The sequence below is a fragment of the bacterium endosymbiont of Bathymodiolus sp. 5 South genome (assembly GCF_900128535.1).
GTDB lineage: Bacteria > Pseudomonadota > Gammaproteobacteria > PS1 > Pseudothioglobaceae > Thiodubiliella.
The window spans coordinates 1-22,875 of the sequence record NZ_FQTR01000007.1; the positions used below are offsets into that span (position 1 = coordinate 1).

Genomic DNA, 22,875 nt, shown 5'->3' on the forward strand with positions numbered 1-22,875 from the left:
TTGAAATTGTTTATTCACATAACTTAGATTCACATCATAAGTGCAACACTCAATTAGTCGGTCAAAGGGTATATTAACCACTCTTTAATCCGACAAGAAAAAGGAGTGAAACATGCAAAAATATACGCAATTGACCTACGAACAAAGATACCATATTTACCTACTGAACAAACAAGGATACAACCAAACCTTTATTGCCAAATCAATGGGTAGAAACAAATCAACTATTTCTAGAGAATTATCTCGCAATACTGGCAAAAGAGGCTATCGCCATAAGCAAGCCAACAGGCTTGCTGACGAACGACATCAAAAGAAAAATAAAGCCATCAAACTCACAGATTCCGTTAAAAATTACATTAGTGAAAAGCTAAAAGAATATTGGAGTCCTGAACAAATCATGGGACGCTTGGAATTAGATAAAAAGATTAAAATTAGCACTGAAACCGCCTATCGCTTTGTCTTGCAAGACAAAGCGGTAGGCGGAGCACTTTACAAATACCTGCGCCATCAGCATAAGAAATATCGAAAACGCTATGGCAAAAATGATTATCGAGGTAGGATACCTAATCGCATTGACATTGATGAGCGCCCCAGTATTGTTGATGCTCGCACTCGCATTGGCGACTGGGAAGTTGACTTGGTTATTGGTAAAGGACACAAAGGTGGCTTTGCCACTCTTGCTGAGCGTAAGAGTAGGCTATATCTTGCACTACCCATTGCCAATAAAACCGCACAAAATGCAAATGACGCTATCAATAAACTACTCACTCCACTTAAACATTGGGTCAAAACCTTGACTTTTGACAATGGCAGGGAGTTTAGTTGGCATGAAAAGCTAGCAGAAAATCTTGACTGTAACACTTACTTTGCCAAACCGTATCATAGTTGGGAAAGGGGCTTAAACGAGAATCACAATGGACTGTTAAGGCAATTCTTCCCTAAGCGAATGGCTTTGGATAATGTGAGTGAGAAAGAAGCATTTAGGGCAACAGATTTAATGAATAATAGACCTAGGAAATGCTTGGGGTACAAGACCCCATTTGAGGTCTTTGCCAAGATGACTGGCAAGGACTATTTTTTAAATGGAAGTGTTGCACTTATGGGTTGAATTCGCCTAAGACACACTAACAATATAGCCAAAAAACAACAAACTCAACAGGATTCGCTAGCGTCGTTTTGACTTATTTTGTCGCACAAACTCATGCGCAATATCGGCTAATTGCTCCTCACTACTACGCTTAACATTGTCATTCTTGCTTTTAAAGAAACCAAACAATCCACTCATCCTTGTTCACCAACTATAAAAATAACCTTTATTTTACCGACTCTTACAAAGAGACCTTTGCATAAATATGAATAATCATCAAAACGCCATTTTTCACCAACTTGACAATTTTATAAAACACAGTCATAACTCTATGCTATGACTATATTTCATAAAATCACCAAGTCGGCAAAACTTGTCATTTTGCTAATCATCCCTACTTATGCAAAAGTCTCACAAAAATAAAGCAACAAAACTAATCAAACCTTGCTTTGCCAGTTTTAGTTGCTGGTTATCTAGATTACGATGTACTGGGCGAATAAATCACACACTAAGTCTAATTATCTTTTTGAACCCAATTATCTCTTAGATCCTCTCCATCCATAGCATTACCTATTGTTGTTACGCCATTAACTATAACTATAGCAGTGTCTTCTGCAGCTTCAACTACAAAATCAGCCGTATCTTCTGCGGCATCAACTGTAAAATCAGCCACATCATTGGCTGCCCCAGCTATACCATTACCTATATCGTCGAAAAACCCTGCGTTTGCAAACCCCATTGTTACTGCTAGCGTAATTGCTAATATATTTTTATTTTTCATAATTTTCCCCGTGATTATGCCAAAATTGGCACCTTAAAACCCCGAATTAATAAGGTTAATAAATGCTGATTTTTTCTGACTCTAATTATTTTTATTTGCTAGTTGCACCCTCATATACACCGTAAGAGAAATTTTTTACGCTAGTAACTGCAGCTTTGCCGAGTGCCTGCTCCCCCTCAACTGCATACTTAACCTCAGTATCACTGAGTACTTTTACCACCTTAAGCGTACCTTTGGCTACTTTGGCTACTGTAGCTATATCTTTACCTATATCTTTACCTATATCTTCTAGGATTCCTGCATTTGCAAACCCCATTGTTGCTACTAGCGTAATTGCTAATATATTTTTATTTTTCATAATTTTCCCTGTGATTATGCCAAAATTGGTACCTTAAAACCCCGAATTAACGAGGTTAATAAATGCTGATTTTTTTACAACTCTCTACCCTAATTTCACCATCTCTTTGTTAAAATTTCTAATTTGAACAACGCCATAGTCTTTTGCTTTTGGTTGTTTGTATTCTAACACACTAATTGAGACCTTTGCATAACTCAACCAAAAAACCACCAATCTGATAAAATAATACCTATCTAAAACACCATAAAACACCCAAAATGTCTTGGAAAAACACCCAACAAAATTCATTTGCAGATTCTCTTGTTATTGAACATAAATCTCTATCAGAACTAGACGATGTGCATAACATCATTAACTGGGGCGAGATAGAACAAACACTATCAAATCTTTATACCTCCAAAACAGGTGCAAGCGCCTATCCACCCATAATGATGTTTAAAATCCTAATTCTTCAGGCTTGGTATGCGCTTAGCGATGAAGCCTTAGAAAAGCAAATTGCTAGAGTGTAATATTCTAGAGTATTCAAAATTTTGTATCTTCTGTGTGCTTATTTAAAATTGTACAAGGTAGAAATTCAGGGGCAGATAGGTCAATTAACTTCGCTGGCATCTTCTCTATTACATTGCCAAATATCTCTCTCATAATGCTTTCTGAGCCATGAACTAAAAAAGTACCTTCTTTCGGATCCTCAACCCACACACCAAAATAAGGTGTCAAGGATGTTCTACGAGTATCGAAATAGAAGCCATATTCATCAATGACACTTTTGGGTATTACAGCGATACTTGAATCTGCACACATATACTTAAAAGCAGGGTATGCTTCTGGATTGTCGAATTCCGTCAGTTTTACATTTGTTAGTGTATGGGATGCACCCACCAAAAAAAGTGAACTTCCTTTGAAACTCCCCCTTCTTCGCATTCTTTTGTATTCTCCCCTATCACGCCATTTGTATCTACCAATATAATCAGCGTTAAGGAATGTTGCTAGCATCTGTACATTTACGGTTGCACTTGTTAATGCTTGGATTTTTTCAGGTGTTAGTTGTGGATATAGAGCTTGTATTCCCTCTTTCGTATATCTAGCGAGGACACCATCTGAGGTTCTTTCAGGTCTTTCATTTTCAATGGCATTAGTATTTTCTATTATCAAATTTTGAAATTCAATTTCAGCGGCTAAATGCATGAGTAAATATCTTCCTTGTGTTCTATCGTGGGTTTCTCCAACCCAAATATTCAAATCTCTTTGATTTGCCTTGTAAGCGCTAATACTGCTCACAAACCTGCCCCAAGATATAAGCGGAAAATGCCCTGTCGGATCAATATATTTAAGTGGATTATTTCCCGCATAAACATACAAATTCGAGCCAGCAACCGACCCTGCTGCATCGGGGCTTATCCATCTCGCTAGCCAAGGGGCTAAGTATCTAGCACCGTAGTAGGACAAACCACTACTGTCGTCTCTTTCTTTGCCTGTATAGCGATAGCGTTTTTGTTGCACTTGGATTTTGTCTTTACCTGCAATGATGGCAGTACCACCATAAGGATAATAATGTTCGTAACTAAGGGTTTGGGCTTTGTCGTCCAGCTCTAAGGTGTTGGATTGCAGGTGGTTGGCGAGTTGGTAGCGGGTTTGTGTGTTGTCTTTGCTACTTTCACTAAGGATGTGGGTACCAATGTGTAGAGTTCTGCTTTGTTGTTTTGCTTGGTTGGTTGAGATGTCTAGTGAAAGTAGGTAGTTTCTTTGGTTTTGCACTTGGTGGTTAGATTCAGTTACAGTACGAACTCGTCTGCCTTGGTAATCATAAATATAGTATTGTGTGGTGTTGGGTTTGTCTGCTTTGGTGAGTTGGTTAAGGCTATTGTTGTAGCACCACTTTAGGCTACCGATATTGTTTAAGTTTAATAAATTGCCATTGGTATCAAAGTCGTTGGTGGATTGTTGGGTTTGGGTGCCACGGTTGTTGTTTGGGTGGATGGAGAGGGTTTGTTGCCAATTACCACTGTTTGCTTGGTGCGATAGAAGGGTTAGGTTATTGCCTGTGTCGTAGGCGTAGGTTTGCTGGTAGGGTTCTAGTGAAATCACGATATGATACAGTGGCATGTTTGTTGTCTTATTCTAGATAGCCTACTGGCAGGTGCAAAATATTCATGCATATCTCCACGAGGTGGCAGGGGTTCGTCAGCAGATATTAAAGGCATTTTTGGTTCTAAATATAGGCGAATATCATCGCCATTATTCTTCAACTTTATAGAAGTTGTCTCAAGACTAAAAGTATTGGCAACCCTCAAGGAAAATCTGCCATTATCACTCTTGGTAAGAAAATTACGATAAAATTTTGGGTAATTTCTATCGGCTTGATAAATTTTTATTGCTTCGTTCGTGCTGTCATTGGTTATCGTTTCATTTAGAATTGTTTTAGGTAGCATATTTAATGCACCCGCTATTTTAGTCATTCCTAAATATTGGTAAGCGGTGACTTCTGTTGCGTTCAAGCCAGAGCGACGATTGGTGTCTTTATTTTTATAATGCGAATGAAAAGTTAACTCCCCTGTGGAGAAGTTCATAATATTTTTAAAAGAATCAAAAGGTGGGTGAGAATAGGCTTTAATGATTAATTCCCCATTACTACTGCCATCTGATATGACGGAAAATTCTGTATTGGCGTCTATCAAGTTAAATTTATCAGTAGGATACGCCTTAACAATATTTTCCAGTCTTTCATACGATTCAGGAAAATAAAATAAATGATTATTTTGATAAGTTCCTTCAATTGGACTTAGTATGTCTATCTCATAATTTGCCAGACTTATGTCAGCTGGACTCACTTTAACATGCCCCGTCGGATCAATATATTTAAGCGGATTATTGCCCACATAAACATACAAATTCAAGCCATCCACCGCACCCGCTGAATCAGGACTTATCCATCTTGCCAACCAAGGGGCTAGGTACCTAGCACCGTAGTAGCATAAACCACTACTGTCGTCTCTTTCTTTGCCCGTGTAGCGGTAGCGTTTTTGCTGGGTTTGGGTTTTGTCTTTGCCTGCGATAATGGCAGTGCCACCATAGGGGTAATAATGTTCGTAACTGAGGGTTTGGGCATTGTCGTCCAACTCTAAGGTATTGGATTGTAGGTGGCTGGTGAGTTGGTAGTGGGTTTGGTTAGGGTTTTGTGTGTTGTTTTTGTTGCTTTCACGCAGTATGTGGGTGCTGATGTGTAGGGTGCTGCTTTGTTGTTTTGCTTGGTTGGTTGAGATGTCTAGTGAAGGCAGATAGTCTCTTTGGCTTTGTGCTTGATTGTTAGATTCAACCACACTGCGGACTCGATTGCCTTGGTAATCATAGACAGAGTATTGTGTGGTGTTGCTTTTGTCTGCTTTGGTAAGTTGGTTAAGAGTGTTGTTATAGTGCCAATGTAGAGTGCCAATATTGTCAAGGGTTAGCAGGTTGCCATTGACATCAAAATCGTTGGTAGATTGTTGGGTTTCGGTGCCACGGTTGTTGTTTGAGTGGATGGTGAGGGTTTGTTGCCAATCACCACTGTTTGCTTGGTGTGAGAGGCTGGTTAGGTTGTTACCTGTGTCGTAGGTGTAGATTTGGTGATAAGCCTCTAGTAAATTCATAAGGTCATGCATCTTCTTCTTTGTAGTATAGGATGTGCAACTTCAGGGGCAGATAAGTCGGCTAACTTCGTTGGCATTTTCTCTATTACATTGCCAAATATCTCTCTCATAACGCTTTCTAAGCCATGAACTAAAAAAGTACCTTCTTTCAGATCTTCAACCCACACACCAAAATAAGGTGTCAAGGATGTTCTACGAGTATCGAGAAAGGTGCCATATTTATCAATGACACTTTTGGGTGTTACAGCGATACTTGGATTTTCACCCATATACTTAAAAGCAGGGAATGCTTTTGGGTTTTGACCTTTCATAAACTTTATATCTGTTATTACATGGGCTGCACCAACCAAAACGAGTGAACTTCCTTCGAAACTCCCTTCTCTTCGCATTCTTTCGTATTCTCTCCTATCACGCCATTCATATCTACCAATATAATCAGTGTTAAGGAGTGTTGCTAGTATCTGTACATCTACGATTGCACTTGTTAATGCTTGGATTTTTTCAGGTGCTAAGTGTGGATGTAGATCTTGTATTGCCTCTTGTGTATATCTAGCGAGGACACCATCTGAGGTTCTTTCAGGTCTTTCATTTGCTTTGGCCGCACCATTTTCCATTATAAAATTTTGAAATTCAATTTCAGTGGCTAAATTTATGACTAAATATTTTCCTTGCGGCGTGTCGTGGGCATCTCCAACCCAAATATTCAAATCTCTTTGATTTGCCTTATAAGCGTTAATATCGCTCACAAACCCACCCCAAGATATAAGCGGAAAATGCCCCATCGGATCGATATATTTAAGCGGATTATTCCCCACATAAACATACAAATTCAAGCCATCAACTGCCCCTGCTGAATCAGGGCTTATCCACCTCGTTAGCCAAGGGGCTAGGTATCTGGCACCGTAGTAGGACAAGCCACTACTGTCGTCTCTTTCTTTGCCTGTATAGCGATAGCGTTTTTGTTGCACTTGGGTTTTGTTTTTACCCGCAATGATGGCAGTGCCACCATAGGGGTAGTAGTGTTCGTAACTGAGGGTTTGGGCTTTGTCATCCAGCTCCAAGGTGTTGGATTGTAGGTGGCTGGTGAGTTGATAGTGGGTTTGGTTGGGGTTTTGTGTGTTATCTTTGCTGCTTTTGCTTAGAATGTGGGTGCCGATGTGCAGGGTGTTACTTTGTTGTTTTGTTTCGTTGGTTGAGATGTCTAATAAAGGCAGATAGTCTCTTTGGCTTTGTGCTTGATTGTTAAATTCAACCACACTGCGGACTCGATTGCCTTGGTAATCATAGACAGAGTATTGTGTGGTGTTGCTTTTGTCTGCTTTGGTGAGCCGGTTAAGGGTGTTATTGTAATGCCAATCTAGGTTGCCAATATTGTCTAAATTTAATAAATTACCGTTAGCGTCAAAGTTATTTTGACCGTTATTTTCAGTACCACGGTTGCTGTTTGGGTGGATGGTGATAGTTTGTTGCCATATATCGTTGTTTGCCTGGTGTGCAAGGCTGGTCAGATTATTACCTAGGTCGTAGGTATAAGTTTGCTGATAAGGTTCTAGTGGACTCATTGAGTAGATCGAAATGGTCGTGTCGGATGTATAGGCACCCGCTTTGTTGCATTATTTTCAGTTTTATGATCTAGTAAACTAGAAAGATCTTCAGGCACTGCCTGCGCTGCCTCACCAAACTCTCTCTTCATTGTGTCTTTACTGCCTAAAACCAAGAATGGAGACCCCTTCACGCCGTATTGGTTGTCTACCACCCATACACCATATTCTTGTTTGGTCATCGTTCTTTTATTTTTTCGAAAATATTCAACTTCTTCTAGTGGTAGCAATGCTATATTTTCATTTTCATTTATGTGTCTGTATATAGGATATGCTTGTGCATTATGATTAAATTCTGTGCATGTGCTTGTTTCATTTGCTATATGGGAACTGCCAACAAGAGCGACATAATTATTGCTTAACCCAAGCAGGTCTACATCTAAAAGAGGGTTTTTCCAGTGATCTGAGGCAATATAATGAATATTATAATTTCCCACCGAGTGACTTATACGCCTGAAAATCTGTTGTATTTTAGGAGGATAATTCCGATTCTGAAGCATAGTATCACTCAAACCTATATCTTCAGAGGGTTTTTCTCCTGGTAGGGTAGCGGTATTTTCTAACACAACATCGTGAATATTGATGTTAGAGATTAAATCTAACACCAGAGCAACGCCATATGCTCTTTCATGGTTCTCTCCAACCCAAAGATTCAATCTATTCCCATGTTTTTGGTGCGTATTCATATGTGTAACAAACACATTCCAACTTATAGTGCCAATTTCATCATTTCCCGTCGGATCAATGTATTTAAGCGGATTATTCCCCACATAAACATACAAATTCAAGCCATCAACTGCCCCTGCTGAATCAGGGCTTATCCACCTTGTTAGCCAAGGGGCTAGATACCTAGCACCGTAGTAGGACAAGCCACTACTGTCGTCTCTTTCTTTGCCTGTATAGCGGTAGCGTTTTTGTTGCACTTGGGTTTTGTCTTTGCCGGCGATGAGGGCAGTGCCACCATAGGGGTAGTAGTGTTCGTAGCTGAGGGTTTGGGCTTTGTCGTTCAACTCTAGGGTGTTGGATTGTAGGTGACTGGTGAGTTGGTAGTGGGTTTGGTTAGAGCTTTGTGTGTTGTCTTTGTTGTTTTCACTTAGAATGTGAGTGCCAATGTGCAAGGTATTGCTTTGTTGTTTTGCTTCATTGGTTGAGATGTCTAGTAAAGGCAGATAGTCTCTTTGGCTTTGTGATTGATTGTTAGACTCAACCACACTGCGGACTCGATTGCCTTGGTAATCATAGACAGAGTATTGTGTGGTGTTGCTTTTGTCTGCTTTGGTGAGCCGGTTAAGGGTGTTATTGTAATGCCAATCTAGGTTGCCCATATTGTCTAAATTTAATAAATTACCGTTAGCGTCAAAGTTATTTTGACTGTTATTTTCAGTACCACGGTTGCTGTTTGGGTGGATGGCGAGGGTTTGTTGCCAATTGCTACTGTTTGCTTGGTGCGATAGGGTGGTTAGGTTGTTGCCTGTGTCGTAGGTGTAGGTTTGATAGTAAAGCTCAACGCTACTCATTCTCTTTAGAATCTGGCAAAGGCATATAAATGCTTTGTTTAAATCCAGATACATGCGTATCTTTTTTAATACCTGTGTGCTGATAACCAGTAGAAGATTTTAATCGGTACAGTGAATCATAAGTATAAACACTTTTACAATCTAAATCTTTGGCCTCGGGGAGCAATAATTTGATAGTGTTATCGGTCAAATAGCTTAAATTTCCTTCTGGATCCCAGACATGTAGTAAGTCTTGTAGCAGTTTTCCCGACTTATTCTTGCTTTGTATTTTAATGACTCGATGGGTGGTTTTTTCAAAATAATGCTTAACAACAACATCATTACCATAATGTATTTTTTCCTCTTGCCCTTGGGCATTGTAATCAAGTGATTTAATGTGTGCTATTTGAGTTTTGTCGCTAAATGTTGTGGTTAAGCCAATGGGTTGCAACACCAGATTGTAGTGATACTTTTGTTGTGTGCCATCGGCAGTTTGCAACAATGTGATTTTGTTGACGGCGTTAAATTGCCAAGTAGTTTGGTGGTGTGTGTCTTCTAATGCTGGGCTTTTTCTCCAGTCAGGTTGTTGTTTGTAATCAACTAAAAAGGTTTTCTTTTGGCTGAGTAAGTTGTTAGTAATATTATAAATTAAGTTTTCCGTTCTGCCTGAGGCATCCTCAATAATGACGGTTTTGCCGTTTAAATTATTAACTGCTGCATCCGTTATAAAATCACCGTAATGAAACTGATGCACTCTATTGTCCATTTTTAACTTGCCTTCTTCTCCTGAAACATACTGATAGATGTGCCTTCCGTGATTGTCATATGTTGTGGATATACAAAAACCACGACTGTCCCATTTTTTCAACAACAAGCCTCGGATGTCAAAGAAACTAATGTGTATGCCACTGTCTACATTGTCCCATATCATAACAGAGGTTTTGCTATGACCCATGCTATAAGTGGTTTTAATATTTTGTATAGGAGGGCTAAGTGCTCCTAATCGTGGGTCGGCTTGAGCAATAACTCTGCCTTGAAAATCAATAGTTGTAGTGGTTGCTAAGTATTGTGGTTTTGTCTCTTTAGCATCCAGTAGTATTGACAGGTGTAGAAATACATGCCCTTGTGAATCTAGTAATTTGTATGCTGGCGTTTGATAAAAAATCTCGGAATTTTTTAATGCCAATTTCTCATCAGCCGTGGCAGGGATTTTTCCAGACATAACGCCTTTAAAATAAGGGCTGTCTTTAATGGTATCGCAACGGTCATAATCTGACTCGTGCCACGCACTCCATTGAGTTTTTGAGATAAAACCTTTGGAGGTTTGTATTTGATATAATCTGCCAAGTGGGTCGTAATACTTTAAACCAGGTGGCTGAATGTCAACGGGAAGATTGGCATTATAATCAGGGGTGTCAATATAATAACTTTCATAAAATTTAACCTTTTTGCCTTTGTTGTTGTAAGCAGATCTGCCTGCACAAATATAAGTTATTTTGTCATTATATTGTGTTTGCATTTTGACCTCTAATGCACGACCCAAGCCATCAAAATAAGTTATTTTAATAGGATATTGTGTTGTATTATCTGCCCCTTGGTGATGCACAAAAGTATCGCGTTTAACAAAAACATCGTTCACAGGTTGTTTATCATTTAACCAAGCAAAGTCATTGTAAAAAATGTAGCTACCTATAGACTGAATATATTTATCGGGATGTTTTATAATATCTGCCAAAGTCGGTTGAGAGATATTTTTGTAATGACTAATGTCTTCGTTACCTTCTGCTTGCTTATTGGTTTGACCATGCATGGATTCAATATAAACACGCCCTAGTGGATCGTAGCCCACCTCGTGAGTGTTGTTATTAATATCAATCAGTTGCCAAGGTTTTAATGCTTGGTAGTCAATTTTCCCCACCGTTGATTGTTGCACTGTTTTATCTGAAAATCCGTCTTTCAATGTGCTTGTTGTTTTGATGACAAATAAACTCTGTGGATCATATTGAAATTGAATATTTTTCCCAAACACATTGGTCACGCTACTAATCAGTTGAAATTTTGCCTGATAATGCACTACATCGCTTGGTATCCAATACAGCTTGTCTTTTAAAAGATAGCCGGCATTTTTTAAATCATCGGCATTGAGTTTGCCTTGATAGACTTTGGTAATGAGATCGGGTGTATAAGCGCTAGATTCATGATGGTGCGGTAAAAGTGGTAAACTCGCTTGTTTGTAGGGCAATACATCTTTTTGCTGTTTATCCCAATAGAACTGATTGGCACTGTTAAGCATGCGTGCCTGAATTTTATCTTTTGTAAAGGATGCATCATAAGCAATTGTGTTTTTTAGGGCAGTTTCAGTGACACTTAATAAATACGCCTTAGTAAAACAGTGGTCTATTTTTTCAAAGTCGGGTTTTTTGGCGCCATGTATTTCATAACTTGTGGTATTAATTGGCACACTGAGTAAAAACAAGTTTGCATCGTCTTGATTGAAATAAGTTTGCTGATTGAGTGATATTTTAAGTTGCTGCTGTTGTGGATACAATTTATTGATCACATCAGTATGGTCATTATTTCTACGCCCATAAACAACATTGCATGACAATAAAGGATGTCCATATTTATCTAACTTTAGCAGTGCTTGATAGGCTATTCTTGGATCTGATGCGTTTCTTTCATAGTGATAACTCAAGGTTTCATTGCCACTGACTAAAAAAGAAGCAGATCCGTGCCATGCATCCTTAGTTGTATCAGCCCGATACAATAATGATAATTGATAATTATGCTCACCTATTTCATAGGGCTGATCGGATTGCTTAGTTTTGTCTAAAGCATATACTTCACTTCTCAGTAGATGTCCTTGAAATGCTTGATAAGCCTCGTACAATGTCTTATTATCGCTAATGGAAAAATTAAAACTATTACCAGGTAAGTGATAAGCACGGGTATCTTGTTGATAAAACTCAGTTGCCAAATGTTGGTAAAAACTATTGTCTGTATCCACAACACCCGTAAAATACCATTGCTTAGTGTAAGCTGTGGGTTGATCAAGTGTATTGCTGGGTAAACTGGTTTGTTCATCATCCCAAAATTCAATGTAAGCAAAGCCTCTAAATTTTCTTGCATAAGTATCATAATGACCTTCGTGATAAGCGTGGCGTACAGTGGACTTTGATCCTGTTAGATTGTCTATTACTTGAATTTTATCAACCACTTGTATTGGAAAAGGCACATTGGTTTTCCATGGTTTTCCTTGTGCTTGATCAGCGAGAAAATAAGCCACTGAAGAACAGTGTGATATTTTATATTCTGCACCATAGCCATTGCTACTGTGGCATAGTAAATGTGGCTTTCCATCGGTGGCAAAATCATACCAAACAGGGTCAAATCCTGGTGTTGACAACACAAAACCCAAACTGCCTGCCCCCTTAATATCGCTAATCCAAATTTTAGAATAATTGTTATAAGGAATTTTGAGTGCTATGGTAATAGGGGCAGAAAATCCATTGCCCGACTGATTAAGGAAAATATGAAAACTATTGGCATTAAAATAAAGAATATCGGTGGCACCAGAGCCATCAGTATCAACCAAGTGCAATCGACTTGAATCAAAATCTTGAATGCTAGGTGCATTATCAAACACGACTTTTTCGGAGAATCGACCCCAGCCTAAAGAAGCCCAGCTTTCCACGCTGTTGTTGGTAATTCTAATGCGATGAATTCTACCGTCGCCAAACAAATCACCAAAACCTATCCAGTGTTTTGCATCGTGACTAAGGACAGGAACCTTGCTGCTGTTTTGAATTTGATAAGGCTTGGCAAAGCCTTTTTCATCCAAACCTATATAAACAATAATAGTGTCTTGATGGATTTGAATCAAACCACTTTGCCCGTTTCCATTAATATCAATATGCTCATTGGCACCTACTTGATTAACGAATTCTGCGCTATATTGTGCAAAATTTTGATACGGGGAAAAATGCCCATTATCCGATTGCAAAAAGAAGCCACCGTAAAGTGCATTGCCATACACAAAGTCTAATTTGCCATCATGATTTAAATCGGCAAAACTTTCTGTGCGTATATCGCGATGAAAACTTGGGATATTAATGGATGTAAATTTTTTATATTTACCGTTACCTAATGGTTGAGCATATAAAAAATTGCCCTCATCCTTATAAACAATACCAGGAATCCCATCGCCTTTTAAATCGATAAATTCAAAATTACGACTCCCTTCTAGCATATTCAAATGGTTGGGCAATGCTATGTCTTTGTAGTCATTCACACTAAAATTATGTTTAACATAATCAAAAGTAGTGGTGGGTAACTTTTGTGTTTGGTAGTTATTATTTTCTTTTCTATAGCCTGTTTGATGGTAGGAAACTAATTGACTAAAACCTGTTAGTTTTTCTGTTTGATAAGTAAAATTATAACTGTGATTCAAAAAAGGCTGTCCTTTATTTTCTGTTGGAAATTGATGATAAATTAAGATGTTTTGACACAAACGGTAACAGCGCCTTTCAAAGCCAGCTGAATAATGAGAAAAAGGATCGGCTCTTAGCGTCCATTTTTTAGGGGCACTTTCTGGGTGGGACAAATCATATTCACCGTAATCAAATACCACCTTATAGGTGTAGGAATCTTTTTTGGCAGATTTTTCACTCCAGTTGCCATACTCAATACTAGCAGGGTAGACATTGGCACCAACGACTCTATTTTTTTCGCTGGGCAAGGTTTTGTTGACACCAACACTGTCCTCTCGTTTGTAATGATAAAGAATATGGTTACCTTTTGCATCTTGGCTACTGCTAATGTTCCACTGTAAAATTCTTTGCTTGGCGTTGGGATCAACTATTTTGTCATTATCGTCTTTACCGTAAATATGCACTGTGCCCGAATGGTCTGTTATTTCCCAATATGGATTATGGTCGGTGGTCAACAGTTGTTTAATTTTAGAAAAACCTGATTCAATCCTTGACATGTAGGAGATGACAAGGGTTTTGTCAGCCATTTCCCGTTTGATTTCCAATAATTCACCCAGTTCACTAGCGGTAAAAGTATCATCATCATCATAATTAGGCACCCCATAATCTAAGTTTCTGGTGATATGGGGTAGGGTTAGACTAAAACCTAACCCGAATACTTCCATACCTGATCCTGAATTATAAGACAAATGTAGTGCTGGTTTTACACCTCTTGCACTTGGCATTCCTAGTGGAATACCAAATGAGCCTTCACCTTGGTTACCTACTTCGTAACTGCCTGTTCTTGTACTGAAAGATCCGCCGCTTTTGGGGATGGATAATTTTGGTATGGTTATTGGCTTCATTTTATGTAGTCGGTTTCCCACAACACAATGCTATCAATTCAATTTGTATTAATTGACTTGGGTCAAGAAAGCCATTTTTAAGCATCTTCTTAAAATCTTTATCGTTATTCATGGCAGTCAAATCAAATGATAATGTCCAATTTGTGTCAATGGTATCTTTTTCGGTACTTTTCACTAAGCCTAATGCAGTTGCCCAGCCGATACCAGACACAGTAGTCATAGTAGGTGGCGTTTTGCTTTTTGGACACCAAGATTGACCTAACACATTCTTACTATCACCAGCTGACACTTGGTTGGTTATGTTGACGGGAAACACATTATTGTTAACATTTAGCGACAATATTGCAATCTTTGTAGGAATAGTGATATCGGAATTGGTGGTAATCTTAAAAATAACGGAATCCAAACTTACAGAATTAAAATACTTCAATTCTCTAGCATTAAAATCAAACTTAAGTTGTTGCTTTTTGGTATCAGAATGATCTTGCATAAAAGCTTGCCAATTACTAGAAAAACTTTGGGCTAAATCATAATAAAGTGCAGTTGGATAATCGGCACCTTTTGCTAACGCCGTATTTACCGAACCAGCAAAATCCTTGCCACCATCAATTGCAGTATAGCGAATATTGATAATAACATCTGAGATGCTACTGTAATCAATTCTATTATTTGCTGGCGGCATGGAGAGGTTCCAGGTTGAGACTGCCCCTGTATTCTCAAAAGGTAGATACAATTCATCTTTAAAATCAAGTTGGAATAAGCCCGAATCTTCAATGCCACGAGAAATAGCGATTTTTTGATTACCGCGCCAATCTTGACGAATACTTTTTGGTAGTGTTTTTGGTTCTGGTTGCCCTAATAAATATTTAACCGCTTCAATATCGGCATCCAATACCACGGAATTATGCAATTGCGACAAGGTTGCGTGAATATTTTGATAAGGACCAACAATGGCAGGAATACTAATAGAAATGCTTTTAATTTGACGCTGATAGTGCCCTGGAAAATCGTAATCAAATAATCTTTCAGTCAAAACGAAAGTGCAGTCACCTTTGGCTTTAAAATGAATTAATGCTTGTGGGGCAAAATCATTTAAAGAAATGGTTTTTTCTATTTCTAGTTTTCTATGGCTTAAATAAGTTTTATAAGATTGCTCCATTGATGTCAAACTACTAAGCAAACTTTCCCCTGCTACCAACCCTCTATGTGCAGAATCCCAATAAATTATATTAATAAATTCCTTCTCATTGTTTAATTCAAATTGATAAGCTTTTTGTGCCAATACAGCAGTTTTTAATGCCAATTGATATTGCTGGTGATACAAAGCAGAAATTCGACCTGATAACCATTGATAAAGTTCCTCGTTAGTAAATTTATGTTGCAAATACTTAGCAATAGCTTTACTTTGTTGAATCTGTGTTGCATGATTAACTAAGTCTTGCTGGGCTATTTTAATTCTAACTTTACTTGCCGAAATTTGACAGCCTATTTCTTTTATTTGATCATCGGCTTGGCTTGAGGATAACTGCCATTCTTGTTTGCGTCTGTCATAACTACCATTGGTTAATTGTCTCTGCGAGCTGTAAGCCTTGTAGGTTGAAAAACCCTGTAGTGTTGTAGCAATAGCCGATGCTACTCCGCCTAGTTGAACGCCACCATAAGTCATGGCAAGAGGCGACCCTGACTGAGGAACACCATAGACAAGTGAGGCAGCACCAGAAGCGACAGAAGACGAAGTAGAAAAATCTATGCCAGCATCTTCCAGTGTTTGGGCTTTTTTTTCATAAGTAGACATATCTTCTTTAATTAATTTATCATAATACTGTTTTTTATCTTGGATAGATCTTATACTGTTGTTTAGCCCAGCTGAAACATGTTGCTCCTGCTTAATGCTGTCTTGTTTTAGACTGCTAACTAAACTTAACATCGACTTTTCATGAGTGTTATGTAGTAAAGATAGGTTTTCTGCGTCGTATTTTTCTAAACCCTCCTCCAGTGATTTACCTAATGAAATCACATTATCAATACATTGTCTAGCCAATTGCACAATAGATGCAAAACGGTAAATAGGGGCATTACCTTGATGTGGGCTGGCATTTAAGGCGTTTCCTCCTGATGCTGCTGCCCTAACTAATTCTAGTGGGTTTATGGGCGGTGCAAACAAGGCTAATTGTTGAAAATTACCCTCAATATCTAAGCTGTCATGGATCTTGTGTAAACGGTCTGTCACTGTATCCCAACGCGCTATTAATTGGCTATTTTCTGGGATACAAAAATAACTCGTTAAATCATTAAATGGCTGGTGGACTGCTTTTGTTGTCGGTATATCTTTAAAGCTAAATTTATTTTCCATATTAACCAAAAACTCTGGAATGTGGTTTTTGCCATATTTTTGCAATATATCTGAAAAACTAGCGGGGCTTTGTTGATGTTTGGAGCCTAAATCTTCTGGTTTAGCGCCTAGTAAATCATAAGCATATAAATACAACATCGTTGCTTCATTAATTGATTCACGCGTATCAATGGTAAATAAATTGTCACCCCACTGAATCAAAATATCAACATATAGCATTAACACATATTTTTCAAATGCACCAATTCTAAGTTGTGCAATAGCAAAAGGATCAAAGGGGTCATCTTCATACTGCTGGATAGCAGGATTGCCATCAGTTAACAATTGCTTAATAGTTTGCAATGTATGATTACGGAAAGGTTGAAAATTCCAATAATGATTAACTGGGCTGATTAGATGATAATTGTCTAATATGTCTCTTACTATCTGCGTTGGTATTTTATCTAATTTTAGAAAACTTAAGTCTTCATTGCCTTTGTAATTTTTATTAACATCACCATTGTTGTCAATATAAGGCTGATCATCTAATTTGGTATTTTGCAATGTCTTAAAGATAGCAGCCGACATATCTTCCTTAATTTGTTTTGGCGCCTGATCAGAAAAAGTTTTTGAGAATATATGTTTGCGTTTTTTAGAGGGGTTGAAAATATATCTAAGCCAGTCAATGGCTTCTTCAAACTTGTTTTGATCGCTTAGGTTTTTGGCAATTAAAATAGGCGCATGGAAAAATAACTCCCAATAATATTGGGCGTAAGGTCCTTGCATGAAATCAATTTGGTCATTTTTTAGGATATTAGGTAATTTTGCACCTTTGGGGGGAGTTAAATCAGTAATTATATTTCCTGCAGTGATTGGAGTTTGTTGATTTTCTAACGATAACACCTGTTCAATGCTACTTGAATTAAGTTTCTTTTGTAGTTTTTCAAAGGCAGGCGTACCCATGCGAATAATATTGTAATCTATATCTTCGCAATCATTTAGGCTGAATTTAACATTAGACAATGCTAAAGGATAAGGGGTGTTAAAAATCTCAAGGCTCGAATCGCAATTTATAATTTGAGCAAACATATTTGCAAATTCCCTGTCCGTAAGTGTCAATATGGGTGTGGGTGCGTCAGCTTTAAGTTCAGCAATCAGTTTTGATTTAAATAGTTGATAACCTTGGTCGGCAATGATTGGGTAAGCGATACGAGAATTAGCATCTATTAAATTTACAATTTTTTTATCCTTATTACAGCTCAAAGCTGTATAAACCAAAGCAGAGGCAATTTCTCTATCCTTTGTATTTTTCCTGTCTAACAAAGATTTAACGAAAAAACTCTTAGAAAGATAAGGAGAGGCGCACATAATATTAAATACTTCTTGAACAGAGTTATTGTCTAACCCCATTTTAGCCAGATATACCTCTAAACCTGTCCAGCCATTAACCTTCATATCTTCTATGAATTTATCTGTATTTGCAAAACCATAAAACAAACTGCCTATAAGGGAAGAGAATGCCTTTGTAAAGCCACCAGAACCATCGATAGATGTTAATGGCGTCATATAACCATCATTAAGAAATTTTGTAAATATTTTTTGTGACACATCGTCAGATATGCTGTTCGTTGTAAAGCTGTCCATAGTTAATAAAGGTGTGCTATAAAATAGATTGGAAGAAATAATGCCAGATTGTTTTATTGTTTTTGACTGTAGATTTAAGAGCAAAGAATCCTTTTTGTTGTTATACAAAAAGGCACCTGATTTATTTTTTACAGCAAATTGCCTACTGTGCTTTACATCAATATTGGCAAACAGCATTAGTGTTCTATTGTTTGCCCCCGTCATTAGTAATTGGTTAATAACACTAAATAGTTCCGCAGTTGGAGTAACGCCAAGTAGTTCCATTATTAGCACGGTCTTCTCCTCGACCGTCAAAAGAGAGTATTTTATCGTCGCATAATAGTTGCTCCCCGTTTGCTCTATACAATTCGCTTTGATTGCCTTGCTAATAAAATGATCAAGGGTTACTTTTACAGGCGTTAACAAAGTCGTTAATTCGTAAAATTCCAATACTATAAGCTGCGTATCTTGTACACTGTTACCGAATTGAAAATTGCTGTAGATATTTCCTGCTGCATTCGCATATAGTGATTTATTGTAAGAATTACCACTAATAACAAATCTTCTGTCTACATTTAAAAAAGAAGAAGGGGTGGGTGAGCTAGAAGCACAGATCCCAACCTCTGTTTCTATTTGTTCTAAGTATTGATTAAACACTCTAATACCAATATAAGGCATAAGCACATCAGTTGATGTCGTATTAACATGTTTTTCCAATATATTGAATAAGCGTGTTTGAAATTCCTCTAAAGCCTGTATATTTTCTGCTGCCAAATTAGGAACCTTAACATCGTCTTTTTTTGCCAACTTGTTAGCAAAAGGACCGTAATACACGGCGATATCATTATCAATATGACTCACATACACGGTGTTCCAATCATCAGAATCCATATCTGTAAATAAACCCGAAAACAACCGGTGAGTATTACTGGATTTTTCTAATCTATTAACACCAATATCTTGCTTATCATCAACATAAACAACCTCTTCAGCTATTAATGTTTGGGCAGTCTCCCAAGATTCGTCTTCTTTGAGGAAAGAATGCTTAACTGTGGCTTGATAAATGTCTAAGTTATTGGTTCTAACTTCGCCTACCCCAGCTGAGTCAGTGCTGGTTTTTGATGAAACAGTAGAAGAGTTGACTTTTGTAATTTCCACCCAAAACAACATTAACTTGCCGGCATAATAAATAGGTGTAACATTCTTACTGTTATTAATATTGATGCCCATATCGTTCCATAGCGACCAAACACCGTTACCCTGAAAATCAAAATCATCATTCAGTTCGTAAGTATAAGTGCAATAATAGTATTTTGGCGGATGCGCTTTACTAACCGCAAAGAAATAATAAACTGCTCGATTGTCATTTTCAGTGTAATAACTAGACAAATAATTCAAATCTACAATTTGCCCAAAATCCTTAAAATACTTCTTAAATGATGCTTCTACAGATTCTGTGGTAATGCCACTTTGTAATAAAATTTGAGAAAAGTCTTGAAATGCTTTGGATTGGTTTTTCCTTAAAGTGGGTTCCAAGTAATTTTCTGGATAGAGGTAGATTTCTCTATTGGCTTCCCAAATACGATAATTACTAATCCATTGCCACCATTTTTCTTCTATCTCAATCTTATCAATATGTTGCTCAATACTAAGTTTTACGCGTTGTAAATAAAGCTGTGAAGCGTCAATCGCTTCTTTGATGTAGGAAGTGTTAATTTTTGCTGAAACATTAACATCGGTCAGCAAAAATTCAGACAAATTCCTTGAAGAGCGGATATCGGGATAAGTTTTCGCCAAAAACCAGGTGGCAACTACTGCTGTAACATTGCGCTTTCTCTCTAGCACGCCCTCTGATATGATTTGTGTCGCCACTTGAAAGTTACTGGGTGTATAACAGGACTTCAACTGTGTAAGTAGTAAATTTTCTGCCTCTTGCATATTTGTGCTACTACCTGTGGTTTTATCAGACAAGGAAAACAGCATATCCACATTGTTTCCAATGCTGCTGGTTAAAGAAAATATACTATCTACTAAAACTAAAAAAGATACAATAGATTCTTTACTGTAGCGTGCTAACACTGCCTGAACTTGATCATTGTCCCAGTTGGTTATGTGGTGCAATATTTTGTCCGAATCTTTTGATTTTTTACTTTTTTTCTCTACATAGTCAATGAAATTATTATCGGTATCACTAAATTTGTTTTGTAAATCTCTAAAAGCAACTAACCCCTGTAATTGAGTTAGATTAATGCCTACTTTTGTGATGTCATCTACTGGAAATTTGACAAAGCCATACGCTGTGGGGTGTTTAGCAATACTAGATAGTAGTTTGGCATCATTAGACTGCAAAAGCTTGTTAAGTGTTAAAAGGCGTGAAAATTTAATAATTATCAGCTGAACGACAGTAATATCAGTGCTTGTAAGAAAAGTAACTATCCAACTTTGAGAGCCACTCGCTTGGGTGTTCATATCAAACAACGCTTTCATTATGTCTTGCGTGGTATTTAAAAAGCCAGCAATACTATTAATAAGCTTAGTTGTTGTCGCATCAGTTGGGTTTTTGCCTTTATCCAATGACAATACAATTAATTTTCTGAGAGAAACAAGCCATTGAGGGAAATCTTTTAGATGAAACCTTAAATCAATATAACGACTAACGCTGGCATTGATAATGTAATCCACCTTAAAGGCATTAGTGTTATGTTTTTTCATCCATAATGTAGCATTGGCTAATGCTATTAAATCATCAATTGGGTTCTTATAAGCATCTATATTTGGCTTAGGTTTGTTTAGAAGTTGATTGATAACAACAAACTCAGTAATACTAATATTCAACCATATTGCAATAGAACTGTAAGCGTGTAATAACGATAAATTTTCAACACTCAATGGTAGTTGTTGTGTAGAAATATTAAGTATTTTTAAAGTGTATGTGCCCAATGTTAATAAATCTGCTCTCCCTAAACCAAATTGGTTTAGGATATCAATCACTGGCAAGGGTATTTCTTTTTTAGATAAGTCCCAAATTCGCACTGTGTCCTTATAAGCAGGATTGCCTGCATATATAGGGTGGTAGGGATTGTCGTTATTCGCACCATTAAAGATAACATCAAAAGGTGCCGCAGATACAACGCCAGCACCAATGCCGTAAGTTTTGATAATCCCTAAACTGTTGAGTATATCAACAACAGGCTGTTGTAATAAATCAGCCAGTTGGTAGATTTTACCAACCGTTGTTAAATCATCATTACACAAAGCGTCAGTACGATTTTTTTGGCTGCCACTATCATAAGGTGTCAGACCAGTTAGTAAGAATTCTGCCACATTCAGCAACCAATCCGCATCTTGAAATGAAAGCCCTGTGTAGCGAGAGAAGCGAATAAAACGCCCAATCATATCAAGATTATCGACAACAACAGTGCTATCGCTTGCTACATTTAAATTTTTAATGGTGTTATCTTCAATATAAAAATAATGCTCGGTAATGGATGTATGCTTGAAAAGGTGTTTACTGATGTAAAAATTAGCCGCATTTTTTGTTTCCGTATCAACATTTAGATTTTGCTGGAATAAATCAAGTAATTGACTTGCATCAAGATCTGCTTGTTTGGAAAAAACTGCCGTTGCCTCCATCTTTGCTAAAATAGTTGGATCGCCAAACCCCCATAATTTAGCCTGTGCTTTTGCATCTGTTACTGCCGTCGTTACTAGCGTGTATTGGCTTGGCGATAATGTTAATATTTCACGATAAAGATGTTTTGCATCTACTTGTAATGTTTTGTAAATGGTTAACAAGTTCAATCCGGCTTGTTTAAGCCCAGAATGAATTTGCATTAACGGTAAACAAAAGGGTAAAACAAAAGGGTAAGTAGTGGCATCCAACCAAGTAGCATAATTAGATTTTGCATTAGGGATAAGATTTTGTAAAAATTCATCAATTCTTTCGTTAACAATTTTTAATTTTAGAACCTCAGTTGTGGTATTTTTCTGTGTTAATTTAAGTTTTTTTATATCGGGTCTTCTGTCAAAAAAATGCAAACCTTTGGGGATGCTGGCAGTATTAGCATCGCTAATATAAACTTGAGTAATGCGCATTAAATCTAACAAATAAGCAGCTGGACCAAAAATAGAGCTGAACTCAGGGCAGTCATAATAATCTAAATCGCCAAATAGCATTTCATAACTGGGTAAATCCTCAAAACTGGCAAAAATATCAGGATCTGCGGTAAATGCTTTGGTGTTGGAAAACCCACCAGATGGGTGTAAATTCTTCGCATTCGCTACTATGTGCATACTTGTCGATCTAATAGTTTGAGCAGCTTTATAAACCTCCTTTAACTGCTCACTACCAGAAAAATCTTGGCATAATTGCAAAAACTGTTGAAGTGGCGTGGCTGCAATATGATTGGCAGAATCAAAGCCTTTGTTGGCAAAATAAGTTGCTGTTTCGCTAGATACATTTAATCGCATCAATCTTTGATGTTTAGCAAGCTGCTTCCATTCTTCACTGTTGTGAGTAAGGTTATGTTTTTTTAAGGTTGCTTTGTCAAATAAGTTAATGGTTTTAATATTCAATTTTTTCTCCTTTAAGAATTCTAGGTTATTTATACAGGGGTTTCATTATATTTTTCCTTTG

At 37.5% G+C, this 22,875-nt stretch carries 10 protein-coding genes; 2 read left to right on the forward strand and 8 right to left on the reverse strand.

Translation table 11 applies throughout. The features are described 5' to 3' along the window. Positions 1-112: 112 nt before the first annotated feature. Positions 113-1,108: an IS30 family transposase gene (locus tag BBROOKSOX_RS01610; protein ID WP_139659447.1), complete on the forward strand. Its 996-nt coding sequence runs from the start codon at positions 113-115 to the stop codon at positions 1,106-1,108. Positions 1,109-1,601: 493 nt separating this feature from the next. Here the strand turns inward: BBROOKSOX_RS01610 and BBROOKSOX_RS01615 are convergent, their stop codons facing one another. Both BBROOKSOX_RS01615 and BBROOKSOX_RS01620 read right to left on the reverse strand, forming a co-directional pair. Then, positions 1,602-1,868 carry a hypothetical protein gene (locus BBROOKSOX_RS01615; protein ID WP_139659448.1) on the reverse strand — a complete coding sequence of 89 codons (267 nt, stop codon included), beginning with the start codon at positions 1,866-1,868 and terminating at the stop codon, positions 1,602-1,604. Between the two features lie 91 nt (positions 1,869-1,959). After that, complete coding sequence (locus tag BBROOKSOX_RS01620; RefSeq protein WP_139659449.1) at positions 1,960-2,226, reverse strand: hypothetical protein; 267 nt, start codon at positions 2,224-2,226, stop codon at positions 1,960-1,962. Positions 2,227-2,483: 257 nt separating this feature from the next. Here BBROOKSOX_RS01620 and BBROOKSOX_RS01625 point away from each other — a divergent pair, with 257 nt between their 5' ends. After that, on the forward strand, positions 2,484-2,735 hold the full coding sequence (locus BBROOKSOX_RS01625; RefSeq protein WP_139659450.1) for a transposase: 252 nt from the start codon (positions 2,484-2,486) through the stop codon (positions 2,733-2,735). A 13-nt stretch (positions 2,736-2,748) separates the two neighbouring features. Here BBROOKSOX_RS01625 and BBROOKSOX_RS12005 read toward each other — a convergent pair whose 3' ends face one another. The 6 genes from BBROOKSOX_RS12005 to BBROOKSOX_RS01655 are packed head-to-tail and all read right to left on the reverse strand — an operon-like array spanning position 2,749 to position 22,814. Continuing rightward, on the reverse strand, positions 2,749-4,311 hold the full coding sequence (locus BBROOKSOX_RS12005) for an RHS repeat-associated core domain-containing protein (protein ID WP_257607725.1): 1,563 nt from the start codon (positions 4,309-4,311) through the stop codon (positions 2,749-2,751). Beyond that, entirely contained in the window at positions 4,308-5,852 is a 1,545-nt protein-coding gene (locus BBROOKSOX_RS12010; RefSeq protein ID WP_257607726.1) for an RHS repeat-associated core domain-containing protein, read from the reverse strand. Before BBROOKSOX_RS12010 ends, BBROOKSOX_RS12005 begins: the two co-directional genes overlap by 4 nt. Next, positions 5,849-7,414, reverse strand: coding sequence for an RHS repeat-associated core domain-containing protein (locus BBROOKSOX_RS12015; RefSeq protein WP_257607727.1), 1,566 nt, complete (start codon positions 7,412-7,414; stop codon positions 5,849-5,851). Before BBROOKSOX_RS12015 ends, BBROOKSOX_RS12010 begins: the two co-directional genes overlap by 4 nt. Further along, positions 7,411-8,970 carry an RHS repeat-associated core domain-containing protein gene (locus tag BBROOKSOX_RS12020; protein WP_257607728.1) on the reverse strand — a complete coding sequence of 520 codons (1,560 nt, stop codon included), beginning with the start codon at positions 8,968-8,970 and terminating at the stop codon, positions 7,411-7,413. The genes BBROOKSOX_RS12015 and BBROOKSOX_RS12020 overlap by 4 nt, the downstream gene beginning before the upstream one ends. After that, a complete protein-coding gene (locus BBROOKSOX_RS01650; protein ID WP_139659452.1) occupies positions 8,963-14,284 on the reverse strand; it encodes a SpvB/TcaC N-terminal domain-containing protein in 5,322 nt (1,773 codons plus the stop codon). Before BBROOKSOX_RS01650 ends, BBROOKSOX_RS12020 begins: the two co-directional genes overlap by 8 nt. Before the next feature lies 1 nt (position 14,285). Then, entirely contained in the window at positions 14,286-22,814 is an 8,529-nt protein-coding gene (locus BBROOKSOX_RS01655; protein WP_139659453.1) for a Tc toxin subunit A-related protein, read from the reverse strand. Positions 22,815-22,875: the final 61 nt, after the last annotated feature.